16 protein-coding genes are annotated in these 20,751 nt (G+C 46.8%); all 16 read right to left on the reverse strand.

Annotation, left to right across the window (positions count from 1 at the left end; all coding sequences use genetic code 11):
- Positions 1–13 precede the first annotated feature (13 nt).
- Positions 14–1,561 (reverse strand): ABC transporter permease, encoded by a 1,548-nt coding sequence (locus tag HMPREF9624_RS07250; protein WP_009537198.1) that lies wholly within the window; start codon positions 1,559–1,561, stop codon positions 14–16.
- Positions 1,562–1,575: 14 nt separating this feature from the next.
- Positions 1,576–2,562, reverse strand: a complete 987-nt coding sequence (locus HMPREF9624_RS07255) for an ABC transporter permease (protein WP_009537199.1) — start codon at positions 2,560–2,562, stop codon at positions 1,576–1,578.
- A gap of 138 nt (positions 2,563–2,700) precedes the next feature.
- Entirely contained in the window at positions 2,701–5,022 is a 2,322-nt protein-coding gene (locus tag HMPREF9624_RS07260; RefSeq protein ID WP_009537200.1) for an ABC transporter substrate-binding protein, read from the reverse strand.
- A gap of 94 nt (positions 5,023–5,116) precedes the next feature.
- On the reverse strand, positions 5,117–5,683 hold the full coding sequence (locus HMPREF9624_RS07265) for a hypothetical protein (RefSeq protein ID WP_009537201.1): 567 nt from the start codon (positions 5,681–5,683) through the stop codon (positions 5,117–5,119).
- A complete protein-coding gene (locus HMPREF9624_RS07270) occupies positions 5,683–7,386 on the reverse strand; it encodes a M3 family oligoendopeptidase (RefSeq protein WP_009537202.1) in 1,704 nt (567 codons plus the stop codon). The genes HMPREF9624_RS07265 and HMPREF9624_RS07270 overlap by 1 nt, the downstream gene beginning before the upstream one ends.
- Before the next feature lie 411 nt (positions 7,387–7,797).
- Positions 7,798–8,826, reverse strand: coding sequence for an ABC transporter permease subunit (locus HMPREF9624_RS07275; protein WP_009537203.1), 1,029 nt, complete (start codon positions 8,824–8,826; stop codon positions 7,798–7,800).
- Positions 8,827–8,838: 12 nt separating this feature from the next.
- Complete coding sequence (locus HMPREF9624_RS07280; protein WP_009537204.1) at positions 8,839–10,347, reverse strand: sugar ABC transporter ATP-binding protein; 1,509 nt, start codon at positions 10,345–10,347, stop codon at positions 8,839–8,841.
- 74 nt (positions 10,348–10,421) lie between these two features.
- Complete coding sequence (locus tag HMPREF9624_RS07285; protein ID WP_009427794.1) at positions 10,422–11,534, reverse strand: galactose ABC transporter substrate-binding protein; 1,113 nt, start codon at positions 11,532–11,534, stop codon at positions 10,422–10,424.
- Positions 11,535–11,673: 139 nt separating this feature from the next.
- The gene (locus HMPREF9624_RS07290; protein WP_009537205.1) at positions 11,674–12,741 is read right to left on the reverse strand and encodes a Gfo/Idh/MocA family protein; all 1,068 of its coding nucleotides are present in this window, start codon (positions 12,739–12,741) and stop codon (positions 11,674–11,676) included.
- 58 nt (positions 12,742–12,799) lie between these two features.
- Positions 12,800–14,044 carry an ROK family protein gene (locus HMPREF9624_RS07295; protein ID WP_009537206.1) on the reverse strand — a complete coding sequence of 415 codons (1,245 nt, stop codon included), beginning with the start codon at positions 14,042–14,044 and terminating at the stop codon, positions 12,800–12,802.
- 21 nt (positions 14,045–14,065) lie between these two features.
- On the reverse strand, positions 14,066–14,899 hold the full coding sequence (locus HMPREF9624_RS07300) for a sugar phosphate isomerase/epimerase family protein (protein ID WP_009537207.1): 834 nt from the start codon (positions 14,897–14,899) through the stop codon (positions 14,066–14,068).
- Positions 14,900–14,917: 18 nt separating this feature from the next.
- Positions 14,918–15,748, reverse strand: a complete 831-nt coding sequence (locus HMPREF9624_RS07305) for a carbohydrate ABC transporter permease (protein WP_009537208.1) — start codon at positions 15,746–15,748, stop codon at positions 14,918–14,920.
- Positions 15,745–16,629 carry a carbohydrate ABC transporter permease gene (locus HMPREF9624_RS07310; protein ID WP_009537209.1) on the reverse strand — a complete coding sequence of 295 codons (885 nt, stop codon included), beginning with the start codon at positions 16,627–16,629 and terminating at the stop codon, positions 15,745–15,747. Before HMPREF9624_RS07310 ends, HMPREF9624_RS07305 begins: the two co-directional genes overlap by 4 nt.
- Positions 16,630–16,719: 90 nt before the next feature.
- On the reverse strand, positions 16,720–18,024 hold the full coding sequence (locus tag HMPREF9624_RS07315; protein ID WP_009537210.1) for an ABC transporter substrate-binding protein: 1,305 nt from the start codon (positions 18,022–18,024) through the stop codon (positions 16,720–16,722).
- A 53-nt stretch (positions 18,025–18,077) separates the two neighbouring features.
- Entirely contained in the window at positions 18,078–19,091 is a 1,014-nt protein-coding gene (locus tag HMPREF9624_RS07320; RefSeq protein WP_009537211.1) for a Gfo/Idh/MocA family protein, read from the reverse strand.
- Positions 19,092–19,209: 118 nt separating this feature from the next.
- Positions 19,210–20,664, reverse strand: a complete 1,455-nt coding sequence (locus HMPREF9624_RS07325) for a bifunctional folylpolyglutamate synthase/dihydrofolate synthase (RefSeq protein ID WP_009537212.1) — start codon at positions 20,662–20,664, stop codon at positions 19,210–19,212.
- Between the last annotated feature and the right edge of the window lie 87 nt (positions 20,665–20,751).

The raw sequence follows: 20,751 nt of genomic DNA on the forward strand, positions 1-20,751 counted from the left end.
TTTTTCCTCGATTCTATCGTTTCATCTTCGGGTCAAAGGCATCTCGTAAGCCATCGCCCACCAAGTTGAATGCAAGTACCGTTAAGAGTAAGCAAACTCCGGCTGGAACCCAAATAAATAGATAGTTACTTAGTACATACGTGTTGTTTACATCGTTAATGATGTTTCCCCATGAAGCGAAGGGGAACTTTACACCGAGTCCCAGGAAGGACAGAACCGCTTCCGTAAGGATGACTCCGCCGAGGCTCATGGTACAAGTTACAATAAGCTGCGGAATAACGTTCGGCAGTAAGTGTCTGAAAATACGGTGTACAGGCTTAATACCCGTTGCTTCCGTTGCCGTCATGAACTCCTGCTCACGGAGCGTCAAAATCTGTCCGCGGACAAGTCTTGTGATGGACGGCCAGCCGAAGAAGCCGAGTATGATCATCAGATAGAACATTCGAAGCTTCGGATCGACACGCATTGCATCCATTGCGGCACCAATGATGATATAAATAGGAATAGTCGGAATGCAGTAGAACACATCCACCACTCTCATAATCAAATTATCAATCCATCCGCCGAAGTATCCGGAAATTCCGCCCATGATCATACCGATTAAGGTTTCAATGATAACTACGACAAATCCGATATAGAGAGATACTCTTCCGCCATACATCAGTCTCGTCAGCATATCCATTCCGTTCTTATCGGTTCCGAGCGGATGTGCCTTACTCGGTGAGGAATAGGTATCATAGACCATCTGCTCTCTGGTTTGTCTGATGTTGTAGGCTTTGGAAGGTGCATCGTATTCAATGTTGTATACGGATTCTTTACCGTCCGCATCCTGATAGGTAAAGCTCTTACTGTCCGCTTGAATCTCAGACAGCAATTTCTCTTTAAACTCCTTTGACAACTGGATATCACTCATAATGGTGTTGATGACATAACGTCCTGCCGTTGCATAAACCGTTCCGTCTTTTTCTACGGTACCGTCATCTGAAATAGTATAATTTACCCCGTCCAGAGTGAAGGAGCTTTCTTTATTGCTGTATGCCTTCAGGATATTTAACTGCTCGTTAAAACTCGGTGTTTCCGCACCGGCAGCTGTCACCAAGTCCACTGCGGCAAAGGCGACGGGAGTCGCGCTTCCCTTTACACTGATAATATAAAAGTCTTTTCCGGCTTCCTCATAGTTGTAGGTTTTATCGCCTGCGGAGAACTCGGTCTGTTTCTTTCCCTTTGCCAAAACAAACTGTGCCTGCGCAAGGGCGGGGAAAGCATCCTTTTCCGCCTGCTGATAACGAAGTTCGGTGTTTACTTTTACACCGGCATACTTCTGGCTTTGTACATCCTTTCTATAGAAGAGCTGAGACTCCTTATAAGGAGAAATCGCTCCGCCCAAAAAGGAAAAGAGGAACATAGCAAGCAAGATAATCATTCCGAATACCGCAATGCGGTTTCGGAAGAAACGCTTCGCTACCATGGCACCGGGAGAAAGAGTTTTAACACGACGGTCATCGTTTAGGGAGTATTCCGCCTTTGTTTTTTCTACTGTGTTTTTTTCCATCTCAGACATCTTTCCCTCCCTTCCTACGCAATACGAACACGGGGATCAACAACCGCGTATAAAATATCGGTAATTAAGTTCCCGACCAAAGTCAACGCTGCAATAAATACCAGGTAGAACATGGAGAACGGAATATCTCCGGAAATCATAGCCTGATAGGAGGTGTATCCGATACCGGGAATAGAGAAAAGCTGCTCCGTAATCATGGCACCGGAGAAAAGCCCCGGAAGGGAGGTTCCCCAGATGGTAACCAGGGTAATCAGGGTATTTCGGAAAGCGTGGTGATAAATGACACGACGCTCGGAAAGTCCCTTCGCTCTTGCCGTACGAATATAGTCGGAGCTTAAGACCTCCAGCATATTCGTTCGGATATATCGCATATAGGCACCGATGCTGGCAATCAGCAAGGTGATGATTGGAAGCACCAAGTGCATGGCAATATCCATTTTCTGTCCCATGGGAGAAAGGAAATCATAATTTCTTCCCACCAGACCGTTTAAATCAAACCAACCGAGCTTTACGGAAAAAATGAGTTTCAATAAGGATGCCGTAAAGAAGGTCGGAAGAGAAATTCCTGCCAAAGCAAGAATGGAAATGGCATTGTCGGTTGCGGAATACTGCTTGGTTGCCGCAATGATTCCGAGCGGAATGGAAATGAGCATCTCCAAAACCATGACAATCAGGCCCATCCAGAAGGAAATACCTACAACCTCGGTGAATTTCCGAGTTACCGGTACGGTATACTTCCAGCTGTCGCCGAAGTCCCCTCGAACGGCCTTGGAAAGCCACGCAAAGAAGCCCGGAACAATCCCCTTATCCATTCCGTAGGTTGCTTCGAGCTGTTGCATCCATTCCTCAAAGGTCTTGGAACCCGGTTGCTGCGACTTCTGTCTGGCAATCTGTTCCAGATAAGAGGTAGGAAGACTTCTCATCAAAATATAAAGCAAAAAGGCCACGATGAATAAAATCAACACAGACCATAATAATCGTTTGATAATATACTTTTTCACTACAAACCTGCTCTTCCAAATAGGCGGTAAATCTCCCGCATTTTATCCGCTTAGTATGGGGAAAAACCGCATTCCCTTAATCTCTTAAGGAACGCGGTTATCCCCCGAAACATGATTCTCGGACTAAACTCCGCTACTTTACTTCGCCAGCTGATAGTTCTGAATCTCTGCAAACCACTTATAGAAGGATGTCATATCCGGTGTAATGGTATCGATATTGATTCTCTGAGAGGAGAAAGTGGTTACTTCCTGTCTCTGGTAAATTGGAACTTCACAAGCCCAATCTACAATGTCTTTCAGGCAAGCTCTGTACATCGTCTTACGATATTCCTGATCGGTAGACTCTCTGGCCTGCATAATCATTTCATCCAGCTTCGGATCTTCAATCTGATACATGTAGTTGGAACCGCCCGGCTCTTTTCCGCCGTTTGCAACGTCGGAGTAATAAACCTGGTACATATCGGGATCCGGTGTTGAGTTCCAAGCCGCACACCACATCTCGGCCTGTCTTGCCTGTAACTTGTTCCACAAGTCGGAAGTGTTGGATAAGTCGTTTACGGTTAAGGTGATGCCGATATCGGCAAGGGCTTTCTTTGCTTCGGTTAAGATCATGAAGGAAGGATGGTCACCGTTTCCGCTTCCGCCGATCATAACTTCATATTCCATCTTTGCACCTTCCGGTGCTGCAGTAACTTTTCCGTTCTCTACGGTGTAGCCTGCCGCTTCGAAGAATCCGAGAGCCGCCTTCTTCGCTGCTGCATACTTATCTTCATCGCTCATGCCGGAAGTATAAATCGGGTTTCCTTGTGCATCCTTGGAGAATGCGATTTCATAGCCGTCATCGGTAGGCTGCGGAGCTGCCCAGGAAGTGTTGGAAATCGGGTAGTTAATGACACTTGCTCTGTCTCCGTAATAGGTGCTGATGGCAAGGTCTCTATATACGGAGAAAATCGTTGCGAAAGCGCGACGAAGGTTCTTCGAAGCATCGCTTCCCGGCTCCTTATTTACGGAAACATTGTGGGTATTGATACCGATATAGCCGTAGCCTAAAGCGTCTACCGCTACAGTATGAATCTTATCGCCGGAGAGCTCTCCGTTGCTGTTTGCCTTCTTGATGGCATCTGCCACTTCCGTCGTGAAGGAAGGAGTAGCGATATCCACGGTTCCTGCCAGGATAGAGTTTAATCTGTCGGCTTCCGTTACATAGTTTACTCTTAAGTTCTTTACCTTCGGTGCACCGTCATAGTAGTTCTCATTTGCCGTGAAGGAAATAACACCGTTCTCATACTTTTCAAAAACATAGAAGCCTGCACCGAGCGGCTTGGAAATCTTCTCTCTCATCATGGAAAGATCGCCCTTCGGGAAGCCGAACTGATTCTTCTCTACATCAAACTGCGCCTTATCGCCGTAGTAGTGAAGAGGAGCTACGTTAATGCCGCCCACCTGATAAATCATCTGCGCATCCACTTTTGTTGCGATAACACGGAGCGTGTTCTCGCCGGTCTTCTGGATACCGCTGATATTCGGTGCGGACTCTCCCGTCTCTACACCGACAGAAAACTCCTTATAGCTCGGCATAAGATCGGCAAACTGGGTTCCGGCACTCTCTGCGGAACTCATCTTCGTCACACTGCCGTCATACTTTGCCAGCATGGCATTGAAGAAATCCATAGCCGTAGCGTCCTCTTTCAAGCCTTCATAGCCGTAATTTGCCGCACAAGCCGCAATGGAATCCCCTTCCTTGTTAGAGCCGTTAGACACGCAAAGGTCTACGATTTCCTTTACAAAAGCGTCTACCGCGCTCTTATAGTCTGTCCAGAAGGTCTTCTGCTGCTCTTCCGTCCACTTGGAGAAGTCCTTGTTCTCTTCTCCGGCAGCCAGAATCAGGTTAAAGAGTGTGTCCACACCGCTTCTATATTCCTTCATGCCCTGAATGGGAAGAGAGAAGAAGGAAGCATTTCCGTCATAGGTGGGGTCTGCATATACATACATGGAGAAAATAACATCGTCTACGGTAAGCGGCTCTCCGTCGGAGAACTTTAAGCCATCCTTCATCGTAAAATCATAGTATACGGTTCCGTCACTGTTCTCGGTTACCGTAAGGTCGGAAATGCCGTTATAGGTATATTCCTTCCCGTTATACTCTCTCTTTTCTCCTTCAATGCCCTTGTACACCATGGCACCGCTTCTATCCATAGTAAGAAGGCCGACACTGACAAGATCGTTAATGGTCTGATCGGGAACGGTATCCGCAAAGAACGGAGAGAATTTCGCGTTGAAATCATCCGTAGCAAAGACCATGGCACCGGAAGCATCGGCTTTCGTATCTCCGGCCTTCTCCTGACCCGTCTTCTGATCATCCGTCTTCTTTTCCGCTGTGCCTTTGGAACAGCCGGCAAGAAGTGAGGTGGCCATCACTGCCGCAAGCAGGGAAGCAATGACTTTTTTTCTCATTTTCATAGTACAATCTCCCTTCTGTAAACGAGATATCATGGGCTCACGATACCCGCTATAAATAAAATATCTGGTTTATTATAAAGTAAAAAAAACTATTTCACAACGTCCAATTACGAATTACCCGACTCAGATTCAGCCAAAACACTCGGGAAAACGCAACAAAACTTAGTTGAATGACGAGGATGCCGAACTCCAAACCGTAGTTTTTTTCCTCTTTTGCAAGCAATAGATAGAAAATTTCTATAAGTAAAAATCCGATTCCGAGAATATGGGATACGGCCGCCCTCCCCTGCAGGTTCTGAAAATATTTTCGGTAGATTCCCCCGTCTATTGCGCCTTCCGCGAAGGAGCCGTCCTCTCTCCGGACTTTTCCGCCTCGGGAAAAGTGGAGAAAGCAAAAGAAGCTCACCGTTGTAAGAACAACAGCCACCGCCTCCATGGCATAGGGCAACATGAGATAGGCTGTCCGGGAGAGTGCCGCCTTCGCAAAAAAACCGGGAAGGAGCATCAGGGGGAGAAGCGGGAGAAAATAAAGAAAAAGTCGAATATTTTCTTTTTTTCGGATTTCCGGGCTTCTCCAATCCTTATAAATCTTCTTTCGTTCCTCTATGGCTTCTTTGGAAAGGACTCCCCCGCGGTCATAAGGGGATTGAAACATCCCCATTATTCTATCCCCGCAAGGTCATAGTCGGAAAGGTACTTTGCCGCCGTTTCACAGATTCCTCTTAAGCAGCTTTCTTCAAAGGGACTCTCCATACCGGCATTCTTTAAAAGCTCCGTAAAAACCACGGATCCGCCCTGCTTGGTATAGTCCATATAATGCTTCCAGGCATCCTTCTGATCTTTCTGAATCTTATTCCAGAATTCCAGTGCCACCGTCTGTGCAAGGCAGTAATCAATATAGTAGAAAGGCATGGAGTAGATATGGTGCTGTCTCTGCCAGCCTTCTCCTTCGCTGTAGAAGGGAATCTCTCCGTCGAGCTTAAGCCACGGCTGATAAATCTTGACGAGTTTCTTCCACTCGGCGTGTCTCTCTGCAGGACTTAAGCTCGGATTTTCATAAACAATATGCTGGAAATGGTCCACCATCGTGCCGTAGGGGATAAAGGTCAGGGCTCCCGCGAGGTGCGAGTAGTTGTATTTTCTCGCATCCTTTCCGAAGAACTCCTCGGAAAAGGCCTCGGCAAAGAACTCCATGGACATGGAATGCACCTCACAAGCTTCCATACCCGGCCAAATGGTCTCTGCAGGCACTCTGTTCCGGTTGACATAGGCCGCAAAGGCATGCCCCGCTTCGTGGGTAATCACTTCGATATCATGCTGTGTACCGTTGAAGTTTGCAAAAATAAACGGCGTCTTATAATCCAGAATCGAAGTACAGTAGCCACCTCCCTGCTTTCCCTTCGTGGAAAGAAGGTCCATCAGCTCATCCTGAATCATGTGATGAAAGAACTCGGAAGTTTCCGGGGAAAGCCAGTCATAGAACTTCTTTCCGGCTTCCACAATCTCATCCGGATTTCCCGCAGGCTTCGGATTTCCGGAACGGAACTCGATAGCCGCATCGGCATAGCTTAAGGGATAGCTCTTTCCCAGTCTTTTCGCCTGTTTTTCATAGATCTTTTCCGCAAGGGGAACCAGATATTTCTGAACCGCTCCTCTGAACTTCTCCACATCCTGCTTCTTGTAGCAGTTTCTCTTCATTCTGTAGTAGCCAAGCTCCGTAAAGTCCTTGTAGCCGAGCTTCTTTCCCATGCCGTCGCGAAGCTTGACAAGTTCATCATAAAGTCTGTCGAGTTCCTGTTGATTGTCCTTATACCACTGCCCCTCCGCCTTCCACGCGGAAAGTCTTCTCGCATCATCCTTGTCATTCTTAAAGGGGGTAATCTGAGACAGGGTGTATACTTTTCCCTCAAAAGGAATCTGCGCGCTCGCAAGGAGCTTCTCGTAGGCGGTGACCAGCTCATTTTCCTTCTGTAAATCCGGAATAATCTCCGGAGAAAAGGTCTTTAAATCCATCTCGGCATTCACAAACATGATGCTGCCGTATTTCTTTTCAAAATCCGCTTTAAAAGGAGACGCAAGCAGGGCCTTAACCCACTCCTGTCTGTACTCCTGAATCTTCGGAGAAGCGTTGTTCCAATAATTCTCTTCCTCATCATAAAACTTGTCTTCCGTATTGATGGAGTGTCGAATAGCGGTTAGCGTGGACATCGTATCAACATGTCCCTGCAGCGCTTCGTTTCTTAAAAAAACTTCCTCCGCCTCGGCAAAACTCTTTGCATCCTTCAATTCTTCTATGAGTGCCTTCGTCTCTTCCGCTATTTTCTCCACGGGAATCCGCTCATACTGCATCTCTTTAAATTTCATATTCTATCCTCCGTCCTCTTCGATTCAGAAAATTTTTTCCACAAACATTTTGATAATAAAACCTTTTCCCTACGCGGTCAATGCTTTTACGGGGAGGACAGTGTTACTCCCTTTCATACGACCCCCGGCCCATAACCGAGATACCGGCGCTATGCACAATACTCGTCAAGAACGGAAAGGGGCTGTAAAAAATCAAAATAATAAATAGATTTTAGGCAATATAGGTCTGAATGAGGGGTAGTCTGAGCCCGTCGGTACTTGCGAAAAACAAGAGAATCGAAGTTTTTCGCTTAGTATCCGCTACGTGGCGAAGCTAGCGAGAGCGTGCCCCAAATTCAGACCTATATTGCTTAGAAAACTATTTTGATTTTTTACAGCCCCTTTCTTCTTATGAGAAAGTGTATAATGATTTTACTTCTTGGTAAGATACTTTCGAATATCCAGAGATGCCGCAATAAAGATAACAATACCGATGGCAATGTACTGTGCATTGGCATTCACGCCCAGATACTGTAATGCCGTCTTTAAGAGCTCGAGTACCGCTACACCGATGATTGCACTGGATACCTTACCGCGTCCGCCCGTTACGGATACGCCGCCGAGAGCGCAGGCCGCAATGGCCTCCATCTCATAGCCGAGTCCGGTGTTTACCGAAGCGCCTCCCGCCTTGGCTCCCAGCATATAGCCCGCCATACCGTAGAACGCGGCAGCCTTTGCATAAATCAGTACAAGCGTCATATTTACCGGTACACCGGCAACCTCTGCCGCCTGCGGATTTCCGCCAATGGCATACATATATTTTCCGTGACGGGTCATGTTGAAGATAAACCAGGTGATTCCCGCCATAATGAGCGCCATCCAGATCAGATAGCTTAAGCCCAAGAATTTTCCGGTTGAAAAAATGGTATAGCCTTCAATATAGCCTCCGAGCGGAGTCGCATTGGTAAAGAGCAGTCCCAGGCCATAGATAATCTCCATCATAGCCAGGGTCGCAATAAACGGCGGGACGGAAAGGTAGGCAATAAACCAACCGGTTACCGTTCCGAAGACGGCGCAGACTACCATAACCAAGAGCAAAACAAGAAATGGATTCATCGGAGTTATTTTCAAAAGAATCCCGTTCCCGAAATGCTCCCACTGCGGTTGCGCAAAAAATCTTCCGGAATTCTCCACCTTCTGCAATAAGGTTCCCGCAAGGCAGGCACCGAAACCGATCATACGTCCCGCAGAGAGGTCACACCCCGCCGTGATTACACAGCCTGCAATCCCGAGTGCAATAACCAGACGGTAAGACATGTTGGCGAGAAGGTTCAGTCCGTTATCCGGCGTTAAGAAGTTCTTGCTGGTCAGTCCCGTATAAATGACCAGAATAAACATAACGATGATGACTCCGTTATTAATCAGAAAATCCGTTATTTTTTGTTTTTGTGTCTTTTGCATTTTCCTTCTCCCCTAAAACATCGTTGCGAAGTTCATGACATTTTCCTGTGTCATCTCTTCCTTATTGTTCAGCTCGCCCGTGAGCTTTCCGTTACACATTACACAGATTCGGTCTGCCATACCGAGGAGCTCCGGCATTTCGGAGGAAATCATGATAATCGCCTTCCCCTGCTTGGCAAGCTCTTCCATGATTTCATAGATCTCGTGCTTGGCACCGATATCGATTCCTCTTGTGGGCTCATCCATAATCAGAATATCCGGATCCTTGGCAAGCCACCTGGAAATAATCACCTTCTGCTGGTTTCCTCCGGAAAGGTTTCCGATTTGTTCCTTCATCCCGGGCGTTTTGATGGAAAGTCTCTTAATGTTATCATTAACCACCTTATTGATGGCGGGATGATCAAGCATAATGCCGGCCTTTAAGTATTTATTGTAAATGGATACCCCGACATTGTCCTTAATGGAAAGGCAGGCGAAAATGCCGTTTCCTCTTCTGTCTTCGGTGATCATGCCGATGCCGTTATTCATCGCATCCTTCGGTCTTCTGACGCGGACTTCCTTTCCGTGAACCTTCAACTTTCCCTTTGCGATGTGGCGAATCCCGAAAATCCCCTCCATAAGCTCCGTCCTCTGCGCCCCGACAAGACCGCCGAAGCCGAGAATCTCTCCTTTTTTAATGGAGAAAGTGACACCGCGGAAGGATTTATCATGAATCGAGGTATAATCCTCCACCTCCATGATGGTCTCTCCGATTTCGTGCCGGTGTTCGGGATAGATATTGGTGAGTTCACGACCTACCATCTTCGCAATAATCTGCTCCGTAGTCATGTCTTCCGCTCTCCAGGTTCCTACATAGGTGCCGTCTCGCATGATGCTGATGTCATCGGAAATGCGCTTAATTTCATCCATCTTGTGGGAGATGTAAATCATGGACACGCCCTTCTTCTTTAAATCTCCCATCACCTTAAAGAGGAATTCCACCTCCTTATCGGAAAGAGAAGAAGTGGGCTCGTCGAAGATGATGACTTTCGCATCGTGGGAAACCGCCTTGGCAATCTCCACCATCTGCATCTGTCCGATGGAAAGAGAGGAGAGCGGCGCCTTGACATTGTAGTCCAGCCCCAACTCCGACAGCCATTTCTTGGTTTCCCGGTGCATTTTACCATGATCAATAACCTGCAGAGGACCAAACTTATGCACCGGAAATCTTCCAAGATACATATTTTCCGAAACGGAACGTGCAAGCACCGGTTGCAACTCCTGGTGCACCATGGCTACGCCATGTTCCATCGCCTCATCCGGATTATTGATTTCCACTTTCTTCCCATCCAGAAAAATTTCCCCCTGATCCATCTTGTAAATACCGAAAAGGCACTTCATCAAAGTGGATTTTCCTGCTCCATTTTCCCCCATGAGGGCATGAACCGTTCCCGGACGGACAGAAAGCTGTACATTATCCAGCGCTTTAACACCCGGAAATGACTTCGAAATATTTTTCATTTCCAATTTGAATTCTGTCATCTAGTCCTCCATTTCTCTTATAAAAAAATGAAGGAGAGAGGCATGCAGCTTCACTCCTTCATTTCCTTAAAACATTACTTTAAAAGAGCCAAAATATCTTTCGCATTTTCTGCTGTAACCTTTACATAGTCACATTTGATGTAATGCTCGTTTTCCTTCCCGGCGAGATAATTGATTGCTGCATCCCCCGCAGAGTGAGACTGTGTAAGGAAGTCGTTGAATACGGTTCCCGTCTGTGTGCCGGCAAGTACGTTCTGGCAAGCCTCGGACAGTGCATCAACACCTACTAAGTAAATGTCTTTTCCAACTGTTCTTCCTGCCGCCTGGATAGCCTGCAATGCGCCAAGAGCCATAGCGTCGTTATTACAGAAAACAACTTCGATGTCCTTGCCGTTCTTTGCCAGTGCATTGGCTACCAGAGACTGCGCCTGTGCCTGATCCCAGTTACCAACCTGCTCATCCAGCTTGTTTACTTCCATGCCTTTATCCTGTAATGCCTTTACGGAATACTCGGTTCTGTACTGTGCATCGATGTTCTCGGGATCACCCTTAATCATGATGTAATCTACCTTACCGTTTCCGTTCATATCCAGCTTGTCCATTCCGATATCTCTAATGATTTCGCCCTGGAAAGTACCGGACTGACGAGCGTCACAGCCTACATAGCAAACATTCCACTTATTGTCTTCCCATCTCTTCTCTTCATCCTTACTCGGCTCTCTGTTGATGTAAACCAGAGGAATTCCTGCAGACTGCACCATATCGGTGATGGTTGCTGCGGAAGAAGAGTTAACCGGGTTAACAATGAGAACATCCACCTTGTCAGTGATGAAGTTCTGAATCTGGTTGGTCTGTGTTGCCTGGTCGTTTGCTCCGTCTACAACCTTGATGTTCTCCTCCTTGAATCCCTTGGATACAAGGTAGCTCACCAGCTCATTGTGGAACAGGGACATGAAATTGTCGGAGAACTGGTAGATACAGATGCCGACCTTCTTATCGGAAAAATCTCCGCTCATTGCCTCTACGGCAGCCTTGGTCTCAGCCATTGCCTTGTCGGCTGCTGCAGTGGTTTCCTTTGCATCCTCTGCCGCCTTCGTGGTTGTAGCAGTGCTTCCGGAATTTCCGCAGGCTGCCAGCATGGAAACCGCCATAGCGGAAACCGTTAATACGCTTAAAATTTTCTTCATTTTTCTCTCCTCCCCTTGTTTAAGAGTCATTTAACATCTGAGGAGATTATAGGCGCCTCCCGGTCGAAAAAAAATAGAGATTTCTTTCCTGTATCTTAGAATTTCTTTCCAAAATTTATATTTCCTACGGATAATATTTTTAATAAAAGAGGATTTTCCCCATTTCCTCCTTCGTGAGTTTTTCGTCCGTGAAAGGAAGATAAATTCGTTTTCTGTACTTTGCGGAAAGATAGATGGCTTTCACCAGTTCCAGGGTTTTTCGTCCTTCCACTCCATCCGCCAAAGGCTTTCCGCCTTCTCTTACCGCACGATAGAAATCCTCCAACTGCATAATATGGGTGCTGCCCCAATAATCCTTTCCCACGGTAACGCTTTTTTTAACCTCACGGAATTCCTCATACTTTTCCCCAAGATAAGAGTAACCCATATCCTGTATCAAGCCGCATCTCCCCTTTTCACCGCAGAACTCAATTTGTATCGGCGTATCGAAGCCGTTGGTATTGGTGGCAAAGAGATGATACTGCACCCCGTTTTGAAACTGAATCTGCGCCTCTGCCGTATCCTCCACGAAAAGCTTCGGATGGGTTCTGTTAAAAATGGAGGCTTCTACCCATTCCACATCGGACGCGACAATATAGCGAACCCGGTCGATGCTGTGAATGGCTTGATCGATAATCGTTCCGCCTCCCTCATATTCCCAGGTTCCCTTCCAGTCGCTCCCCGCATAATAAGAGTCCGGTCTGTTCCAGGTCAGAATCGAACTTGCCGTAAGGAGTTTTCCGTAAATCCCCTCTTCCAGGCGTCGCTTTAAGATGGAAACCGACTCATTATAGCGGGTTTGAAAAATACAGCCCAGAAGCTTTCCGCTCCGCTTTTCCGCCTCGAGCATTTCATCCGCCTCCTGCAAGCTCATTGCCATCGGCTTCTCCGTAAGAACATGCTTTCCGTGTTCCAGGGCAAGTACGCTGTAAGGCTTATGCAGATAGTGCGGAAGACAGAGGTGAATCACATCCAGTTCTTCCTCCAGGATATCCTCATAGTGATCGGTATAACGGCAGGAAAAATCCGCTGCAAAGTTTTTCGCCTTTTCTATGTCCTTATCTACCGCATAGACCACGCTGACGCTGTCCGAGAGCTTCTGAAAAACATCCCGGTAACAATCGGAAATTCTCCCGCAACCCACAATCGCAAGCTTTAACTTATCCATTTTCCCCTCCCAATCTATATTTTGCCAATATTGTATACCCTGCAAAGCGTTTTTCCCATTAGCCCAAGTGAATTCCCTCTATTTTTCTCTCCGTAAAATGAAAATAGCGGGAAAAGAAGTAGTCCGCGGCAGCCGCCTGAAGTTCTTCCTTCTCTTCTTTACTGTACAATAAATGCAGATCCTGCATGATATAGGAAAAGCCGATACGATTAATCTCCGCCTTCAGCTCCTCCAAAAAATCCTCTCCCCATAGGGAAAAGAAACCGCCGAGAAGAATCAAATCCGGAAAGACCATGGTGGAAACATTGGAAATAGCCAGGGAAAGGTCTTTTAGAAACTTCTCCTTCACCGCAGTATAGATTCCATCCGCCTTTTTTCTTCCGTCTATGATTTTTCGTAAAAGCTCCCCCTCTAAAAGGGGCTTAAGCTCTTCCTTTCCGAAATAGGATGCAAATTGCTCTTGTAAAGCGCGCTCCCCGATTTCCGCTTCCAGACACCCGTGTGCGCCGCAGGAGCAGAGGCTCCCTCCCGGGTGGACGATGATGTGCCCGAACTGTGTCAGCTTTCCTCCGGCATCTCCGAAGATTTCTCCCTTCATAAAGTAAGCCGCACCGATTCCGGTGGAAAGGTTAATATAAAGAAAGTTTTTTTCCTGCAGGTTTAATCGTTGCATGGCCGCATAGCCCAGGATTGCGTTATCGTTCAATATGCCGACGGAATTCTCTCCGCTCTCCTCTATTTCCGAAATAATCCGTCTTCCCGTCTCCAGATCTATCCCGAGCGGATGGGATAAAACAGCTCTTCTTAAGGGATCGACTATCCCGGGGAGAACCAGGACACTGCCAAGATACTTGTCCTTTCCATATGCTTTTTCATATTTATTTTTGAAATCCCGAAGAAGTCTGAGAGAGCATTTGCCATATTCCTTTGCGGAGGAAACGGGGCATTCCGTACTTTCCAAAACTCTCTCCGCTCCGCTCTTGTCCTGTGCCATGGAAACAACACTTGCCGAAATCCGCTTGGGCTTCCAAAACAGCACGATACAAAAATGCCTTCGAAAATCCGCCCGGATGACAATCGGGGTTCTGCCGACCCCTCTCTCCCCCTCCTCTTTTCCGTCCTCAAAAAGAGCTCCCATGGAAAGAAGTTCATCTACCAAAGAGGAGCTGGATGGCCTGCTCAGTCCCAGCGCTTTGGCAATTTTTGCCCTGGACGCACCGGAACTGTGCAAGACGTAGTCATATACATTTTTTAAATTTTGCTCTCGTATATCAATTTGCTTGATCTGTTGCATTATACTCATGAATGACCTGCTGTCAGGCTTTTACTCCAAGTTCCCGATTAAGTCGGAAAGATACTGTTTCGCAAAAAGGATGTCCCGAATCTGTTCTTCTCCGGAGATTTCCCGTTCTATCGTAATATCTCCCTGATAGCCCAGTTGAAAGAGTTTCTTTAAAAATACCGGATAATCGACTCTCCCGTCTCCGATTTTGGTTTCCCGTCCAAGTTCCCCGGGACAAGTCGGATAGAGTCCGTCCTTTCCGTGTACACCGCGAATCTTTTTTCCGAAAATGTCTACGGCATCCACGGGATTGGCCTTCCCGTAAAGGAGGAGATTGGCCGGGTCGAGATTGATTCCCAAATAGTCCGATCCGATGTCCTGAATCATTCGCATTAAAGTAATCGGCGTTTCCTGCCCCGTTTCAAAAAGAAAATATTGCCGATTCGCTTCACAAACCTTCATGAGGTCTTTCAAAGCCGCAAGCGTTCCCGCGTACAAGGGGTCACGTCGGTTTTCCGGTAAGAACCCGACATGGGTAATGAGGTCGGAAACCCCCAGGTCTTTCGCAAAATAGGATCCTTCCTTTAAAGTCTGCAGACGTTCCATTCGATAAGCCTCGGGAACCAGCCCCAGTGTAATGGGGCCTTCCGTAAAGTTCCAGAAGGCAGGGCCTTCCCAGCCGCACCAGAAGGCGGTGATCGTAATTCCCAGGCTCTCCGCCGCATCCTTCACTCTTTTCGCATTTTTTTCCGCATTGAAAAACTTTCTGTCCCAGGAGACCACCTGGCAGCTGTGAAGCCCCAGCCCTGCAAGATTCTTCATTTCCTTTTCAATATCCGGATTTCTTTCCAAACGAACTATACAGCCGATATTCATCTCTTCCTCCTATTTCCGTTAACCCTTTACCGCTCCGGCAGTAATTCCCGTTACAATATATTTCTGCATCACCAGGAAGAAAAGCAAGCTCGGAATAATGCTCATCATCGTTCCCGGTAAAGCATGGGACCAGTCCGTACTCTGTACGGAGAAAAACATATACAGGGCATTTTGAATATTCATGGAGCTCATCTTTGTCCCTACGATCAACTGATTGGTAATGACATCGTTCCAGGTGGAAAGTGCGTCCAAAACCAAAACCGTAGTCAGAATCGGTCTTAAGAGAGGCAGAATAATGTAGAAGTAGCACTGGAAAATATTTGCCCCGTCGATATAGGCGCTTTCCTCCAAGGTCATGGGAATCGTATTGATGTAATTATAAATGATGTATACGGCAAGGGGAAGCAAAAGGCCTACCGTTACCGAAATGTACCCCAGACGGGTTCCGATCAGGTGGAATCCGCCCAGAAACTTCGTAAGGGAAATCATGTAGGTCTGGAAAGGCACCATAATCGGGAGAATCATGAGGAGCAGGCTGATTCTGCACACCAGCATGTGCCGACTTCTCGCAATAAAGTAGGACGCCATGGGGGCAAAGAGCAGAACCATAACCGTAGTGGTTACCGTATAGAAAATCGTATTTTTCAGAAGCAACGGAAAATTAAATTTATTCCAGGTTGCGACGTAATACTGCAAAGTCCATTCCTTCGGAAGGGCCAAGAAATGATTGATAATTTCCGCATCCCCTTTGAAGGAGTTCATAAAAATAAAGATGAGGGGCATAAGCCAAAAGAGAGACAGAACTATGGTAATGGCGAAAATGCCCTTGCTAAGAATCGCTTTTTTCACATCTCCACCTCCCATTTCTTTCTAAGCTGGAACAGTACGCCTGTAATACAAAGCACTACCGCCACGAAGAAGAGGGACTTCGCCGTAGCAAGCCCGTAGTGGTTTGCACTGAAGGCCTCCTTATAGATATTAAAGGAAACGGAAATGGTACTATTCACCGGTCCGCCCTGCGTAAACACCATGATGATATCGAAAAGCTTTAAACCGAACATCATGGAAAGAAGAATGCAAATGGAGAGAGACGGCACCATAAGAGGCAGCATCACCTTCATAAAGCACTGCTTGCTGTTTGCGCCGTCAATGACCGCCGCCTCCACAAGCTCTCTCGGAATCGTAATGATTCCCGCAATATAGTTCACCATGTAAAAGCCGATGTTCTGCCAAATCGTCATCACAAGAATGATGATAAAAGTAAGCTTCGGTCTTCCGAGCCAGCTATAATGGAAGAAAGGCATTCCGGTAATATCGTAGAAACCGGAAAAAATCGGCCCCAAGATAAACTGCCAAACCAGGCTGATTGCGGTAAGGGAAATGATATGCGGCACATAATAAAGGGTTCTGCCCACCTTGCTGGCAAAAGTATTTTTCCAAAGCTGCAGTGCCACAAAAAGAGACAGGATATTGACCAAAACCACATAATAAACCGTATAGCGCATGGTAAAAAGAAAACTCTTCCAGAAAAGCTTATCATGAAAAACCTTGGCAAAATTTTGCAAGCCTACAAAAGTTGCCGACTTGGAGATTCCATTCCATTCAAACAAGGAATACACCATATTTAAAACGAATGGTATATCCGTAGCCAGCAGCACAAAGAACAGCGCCGGAAGAACAAAGAGTATAAAATAAAGGTATTGCTTCTTCCCTCGATGTATGCTTCCCATCCTTTTTTCTCCCCTTTCTGTGCTCCTTTTCCGGCGAAAGCACCGGGGCGTTTCCTGTCGGAAACGCCCTGAACTCCCGCAACTTTCCTTTTACTGTAAATTCTTAAAATAATCTTCGAAGCCCTGCGTTACTTCTTCCTTCGTGTACTCGCCGAGGATATAACCCTGAATCAGCGGTCCAACCGTATCGGAGTAAGTCGTATCACAAATGGTATGAATCCATCCGTTGGTCTTTCCGGCCTTGATGTACTTCTGTGCATCCTGGGGAAGATCGCCGGAAGGCTGTAAATCGCTCGTTGTACTTGCAGGAACGGCATCTACTCCTTCCGTCATCCACTTTGCACCTTCTTCACTGCAAAGCACATACTCGCAATATTCCTTTGCCAGATCCAAATTCGGAGAGTCCTTATAAACCTGGAATACCCAACCTACGGAGGATAAAATGGTATTGTCGGCTTCACTACTGCCTACCGGAACGGGAAGGAATGCCAGCTTGGTATCCGGTCCCATCTTTGTGAAGTTGGCCTGTGCCCAGTCGCCCATATGGAGCATTGCGGCTTCTCCTGTTGCTACTGCATTTTCTGCAGGCTCCCAGCCGGTCTCTACCGCCTTGTCGCCGTCATATTCCTTTACCAGATCCAAAAGCTTAAAGAAATTGTCCCAGTGAGGAAGATCCTTAAAGCTCTTCTCGCCGCTCTTTAAAGCCTTCACCGTACCGGCCGCATCCAGGCTCTTATCCATAATAAAATGGGTAGCCATCTGTCCCAGTGCCCACTTCTCTTTGCCTGCGATAGCAAGCGGCTTTACTCCGCTGTCCTGCAGTTTCTTGCAAATCTCACCAAGTTCTTCAACGGAATTCGGAAGGGTGGTGATTCCGGCCTTATCAAAAACATCTTTGTTGTAAATGAGCGCCATGGTTTCATAGGTCCAAGGCAGTCCGTAGATTGCGCCGTCCTCGGTCTTCGTTAAATCCAAAGCATCCTCTTTGAACTTCCCTAAAGTCTCCGTATCCTTTGACCAGTCATAAGAATACTCATAATAGAGCTGTGCTCCTGCACCCGGCTCATTTAAGAAAACATCGGGAATATCGCCGGAGTTGAATCTGGACTGCAGGAGGGTATTGCTGTCATTTGCCGCATGCTGAATTTCCACCTTGACGCCGGGATGATTCTCTTCGAATTTCTTAATGACTTCATCATACGCTTCTACACCATAGGCCATGGAATCGTAGACTTTCAGGGTCACCTCCTGTCCATCCTTCTTCTCTTCCGCCTTCTGTGTCTCCTTGGAAGTCTCCGCTCCCGCCGGTGTCTCCTTTTCCGTCTTCTGTCCGCAAGAGCAAAGTGCCGCTGCGGTGAGACTCGCTACCATGAGCATTGCCGTCATTTTTTTCATACACTGTCTCCTTTACTTAAGTATGTATTGAACAGGTTAAACGAAACCTGCTTCTAACAAGCTCCCTTTGTTTGTGTGAGAATTTGAATTCCCAGACGCACGGACTCTACAGCATCCGCAAGCGATACCGGATTCTCCGTACTTTTTCCGAGCAGATAGGCAATGAATTTCCGGTCCTCTATCAGATAGGCTCCCAGACTCTTGATATTCATTTCACTTTCTATTTCCTTGTCTTCCCCTCCGATTTTTTTCTTTTCCGCCTTTCCGTCCGTGCAGAGGAAGACGTGTTCCTTATCTATCGCGGAATTGAATTGCACGGTCGCTTTCTCAAAGTCTGCCCGATAGCTCGCGTGGAAAGGATAGGAATCGGCATGATACCAGGCGGCTTCGCATAAGACCTCCAGATTTGGATATTTTGCCTTTGTGACAATATGGTTCACCATCCCGTCTGAAAAGCTTGTGTGATGCAGAACCTCCGCCGAATCCGGTTCTCCCAAGATAAAGCGCATAAAATCGAGATCATGGATGTGCAAATCCAGGATTACGCTGCCGGACTTCTTTTCGTCGTGGAACCAGTCTTCATAGCCCCAGTTCACATTTCCGGAAAGTCTTTCAAAGGACAAATCCAAAAGCTTTCCATATTTTCCCGAATCAATGCAATCCTTTAAAAATAAAAACTCCGGCATGTGCCGTACAACCTGGCCGATGCAGATGGGTTTCTCATATTCCTCTTCCATCTTTACAAGCTGATCGCAGTCCTCCGGGCTAAGACACACCGGCTTTTCACAGAAAATAGAGAGCTTTTTCTCCATCGCCTTTTTCATAAGGGGAAAATGCTCATAACTCGGTGTAATAATGAACACGGTATCCAATTCTTCTTTTTCCAACAATTCCAAGCCGTCCGTATAAAGCTTTGCCTCGGGAAATACTTTTTCCGCCATTTCCCGCCGTTCTTTTCGTTTATCCGCAATGGCAGATACGCAAATTTCCTCCGTGCCCGCAATTTCCTTCAGGCAAAGTAGGTGGGTATATCCCATGCCCCCTACGCCGATAAAGCCGATTTTCATGGACGCCTCCCCGTCTTGCCGAAAAGCCCGGCAATGCATAGTTTTTTGTGAATATATCTAGGATTTTAATTGTAATGCGGGTTTACAAATAAATCTATGCATAGTTTTTTATAGATATTCAAGAATTTTTTATGCGTTTTTGCCAGTTTTTTACTTCCGGAAGGAGAGAAGTCGTTCCCAAGATTACAATGGGAAGCCCTTTTTCTTCCGCCTTTTTCATCGCCTCCGTAAAATCTTCCGCCCATTCTGTTGCGATTCCCTCTTCCGCCATTCTCTCGCATTGCTTTTCCGAAAAATGATAATGCGGGTTATGCGTACGGGTCAGAATGATGCTCTCCGAGAGGGGGTACATTTCCTGCACCACACCGCGGTAATCCTTATCCTCGGGTATCGCAATGATGCTGACCGGCTTCTCTATCTTTCTTTCTGCGAGCACGGCCTTTACCGCCTTCGTGCTTATGCGGTTAATACAGCAGTCCAAAAGAATAAAGGGTTCTCCCGAAATAAGTTCCAGCCTGCCCGGCCAGTTGATTTCCGAGAGCCTCCTTCGTACCGCGTCCATCTCAAAAGTCTTTCCCATCTCCGTGCTTTTGGAACGCATTACACTGCACGAGCTTTTGGAACCCTTTACACTTGCACTGTGTGCGCTTTCTGCACTCGGCAAATTTTCTGTATTCGGCATACTTTCTTCTACAACGGAAGCTTTTTCGCTCAAATCCGAAAAGACGGTTTCCGAAACAGCCATGGCCAAGGCACAGTTTTTCGCCTGAAAGTCGCCCAGGAGAGGCAGTCTGATATCCCGGTATCGCTTTCCGAAAATGCAGAGGTCAAAAACGATTCCCGTCTGCTCCGTGCGAAGATTTTCCTCCCAAAAATCTCTGCCGTAGACCTTTAAGGGTACGGAAAAAAGAGCGGCTCTCTTCTCGATAACCGCCATGGCTTCCTCCGTCTGTTCGCCGACAAACACGGCTTTCTCTCTTCCCGTAATCACATGCGCCTTATCTTCCGCAATTTCAGCGATAGTATTGCCGAGTTCTCTTCTATGCTCCAAAAATACCGAATTTATCACCGCGTAATCGTGCAGGATATTGTTTACGTCATCCAGCCTCGCCCCTTTTCCGCATTCAAAAACATTAAAGTCCGTCTTTCTGCTCCGAAACCAGGTTAAGGCAAAATCCGCCTGAATGCCCATGGGACTTACAGAGAACTCTTTCGGGATTTTCCGATCTATCTCTTCTATTTCCGGACGAATCTCTTCCATAAGCATAGAAAAAAGGGGAGAAGATACCTTTTCCCCATTTACCTGAAAACGTTCGCAGAAATCCTCTATATGCGGACTTGTCATTAAACCGACGGTGAACTTCGTCTGCAAGATTTCCGCAATCATCTTTGAAACGGAGCCCTTTCCCTTGCTTCCCGTCACAATAGCGGCAGGCGTTCCGGATTTTTTCTGAAGAAGCTCCCTCGTAAATTCCGGATGCCTTCGCTCGACATCCTTTTCCTCATAGACATGATATTTTTCCGCCCTCAGATAGGAACTGTACACAAAGTCTTCCGCTTCTTTTCGATTCATTTTCTTATCCTTACTTTACTACGTCCTTACTTTTATACGACTTTACTTTTATACGACTTTACTTTTATACGCCCTTACTTTAATGCG

Source organism: Oribacterium asaccharolyticum ACB7, from assembly GCF_000238075.1.
GTDB classification, from domain to species: Bacteria; Bacillota; Clostridia; order Lachnospirales; family Lachnospiraceae; genus Oribacterium; species Oribacterium asaccharolyticum.

Excerpts from the sequence above, each read along its gene's own strand:
- HMPREF9624_RS07260 (WP_009537200.1), bottom strand. The coding sequence starts at position 5,022 with ATGAAAATGAGAAAAAAAGTCATTGCTTCCCTGCTTGCGGCAGTGATG.
- HMPREF9624_RS07310 (WP_009537209.1), bottom strand. The coding sequence starts at position 16,629 with ATGGGAAGCATACATCGAGGGAAGAAGCAATACCTTTATTTTATACTC.
- HMPREF9624_RS07325 (WP_009537212.1), bottom strand. The coding sequence starts at position 20,664 with ATGAATCGAAAAGAAGCGGAAGACTTTGTGTACAGTTCCTATCTGAGG.
- HMPREF9624_RS07275 (WP_009537203.1), bottom strand. The coding sequence starts at position 8,826 with ATGCAAAAGACACAAAAACAAAAAATAACGGATTTTCTGATTAATAAC.
- HMPREF9624_RS07320 (WP_009537211.1), bottom strand. The coding sequence starts at position 19,091 with ATGAAAATCGGCTTTATCGGCGTAGGGGGCATGGGATATACCCACCTA.
- HMPREF9624_RS07270 (WP_009537202.1), bottom strand. The coding sequence starts at position 7,386 with ATGAAATTTAAAGAGATGCAGTATGAGCGGATTCCCGTGGAGAAAATA.
- HMPREF9624_RS07285 (WP_009427794.1), bottom strand. The coding sequence starts at position 11,534 with ATGAAGAAAATTTTAAGCGTATTAACGGTTTCCGCTATGGCGGTTTCC.
- HMPREF9624_RS07295 (WP_009537206.1), bottom strand. The coding sequence starts at position 14,044 with ATGAGTATAATGCAACAGATCAAGCAAATTGATATACGAGAGCAAAAT.
- HMPREF9624_RS07300 (WP_009537207.1), bottom strand. The coding sequence starts at position 14,899 with ATGAATATCGGCTGTATAGTTCGTTTGGAAAGAAATCCGGATATTGAA.
- HMPREF9624_RS07280 (WP_009537204.1), bottom strand. The coding sequence starts at position 10,347 with ATGACAGAATTCAAATTGGAAATGAAAAATATTTCGAAGTCATTTCCG.
- HMPREF9624_RS07290 (WP_009537205.1), bottom strand. The coding sequence starts at position 12,741 with ATGGATAAGTTAAAGCTTGCGATTGTGGGTTGCGGGAGAATTTCCGAT.
- HMPREF9624_RS07265 (WP_009537201.1), bottom strand. The coding sequence starts at position 5,683 with ATGGGGATGTTTCAATCCCCTTATGACCGCGGGGGAGTCCTTTCCAAA.
- HMPREF9624_RS07250 (WP_009537198.1), bottom strand. The coding sequence starts at position 1,561 with ATGTCTGAGATGGAAAAAAACACAGTAGAAAAAACAAAGGCGGAATAC.
- HMPREF9624_RS07315 (WP_009537210.1), bottom strand. The coding sequence starts at position 18,024 with ATGAAAAAAATGACGGCAATGCTCATGGTAGCGAGTCTCACCGCAGCG.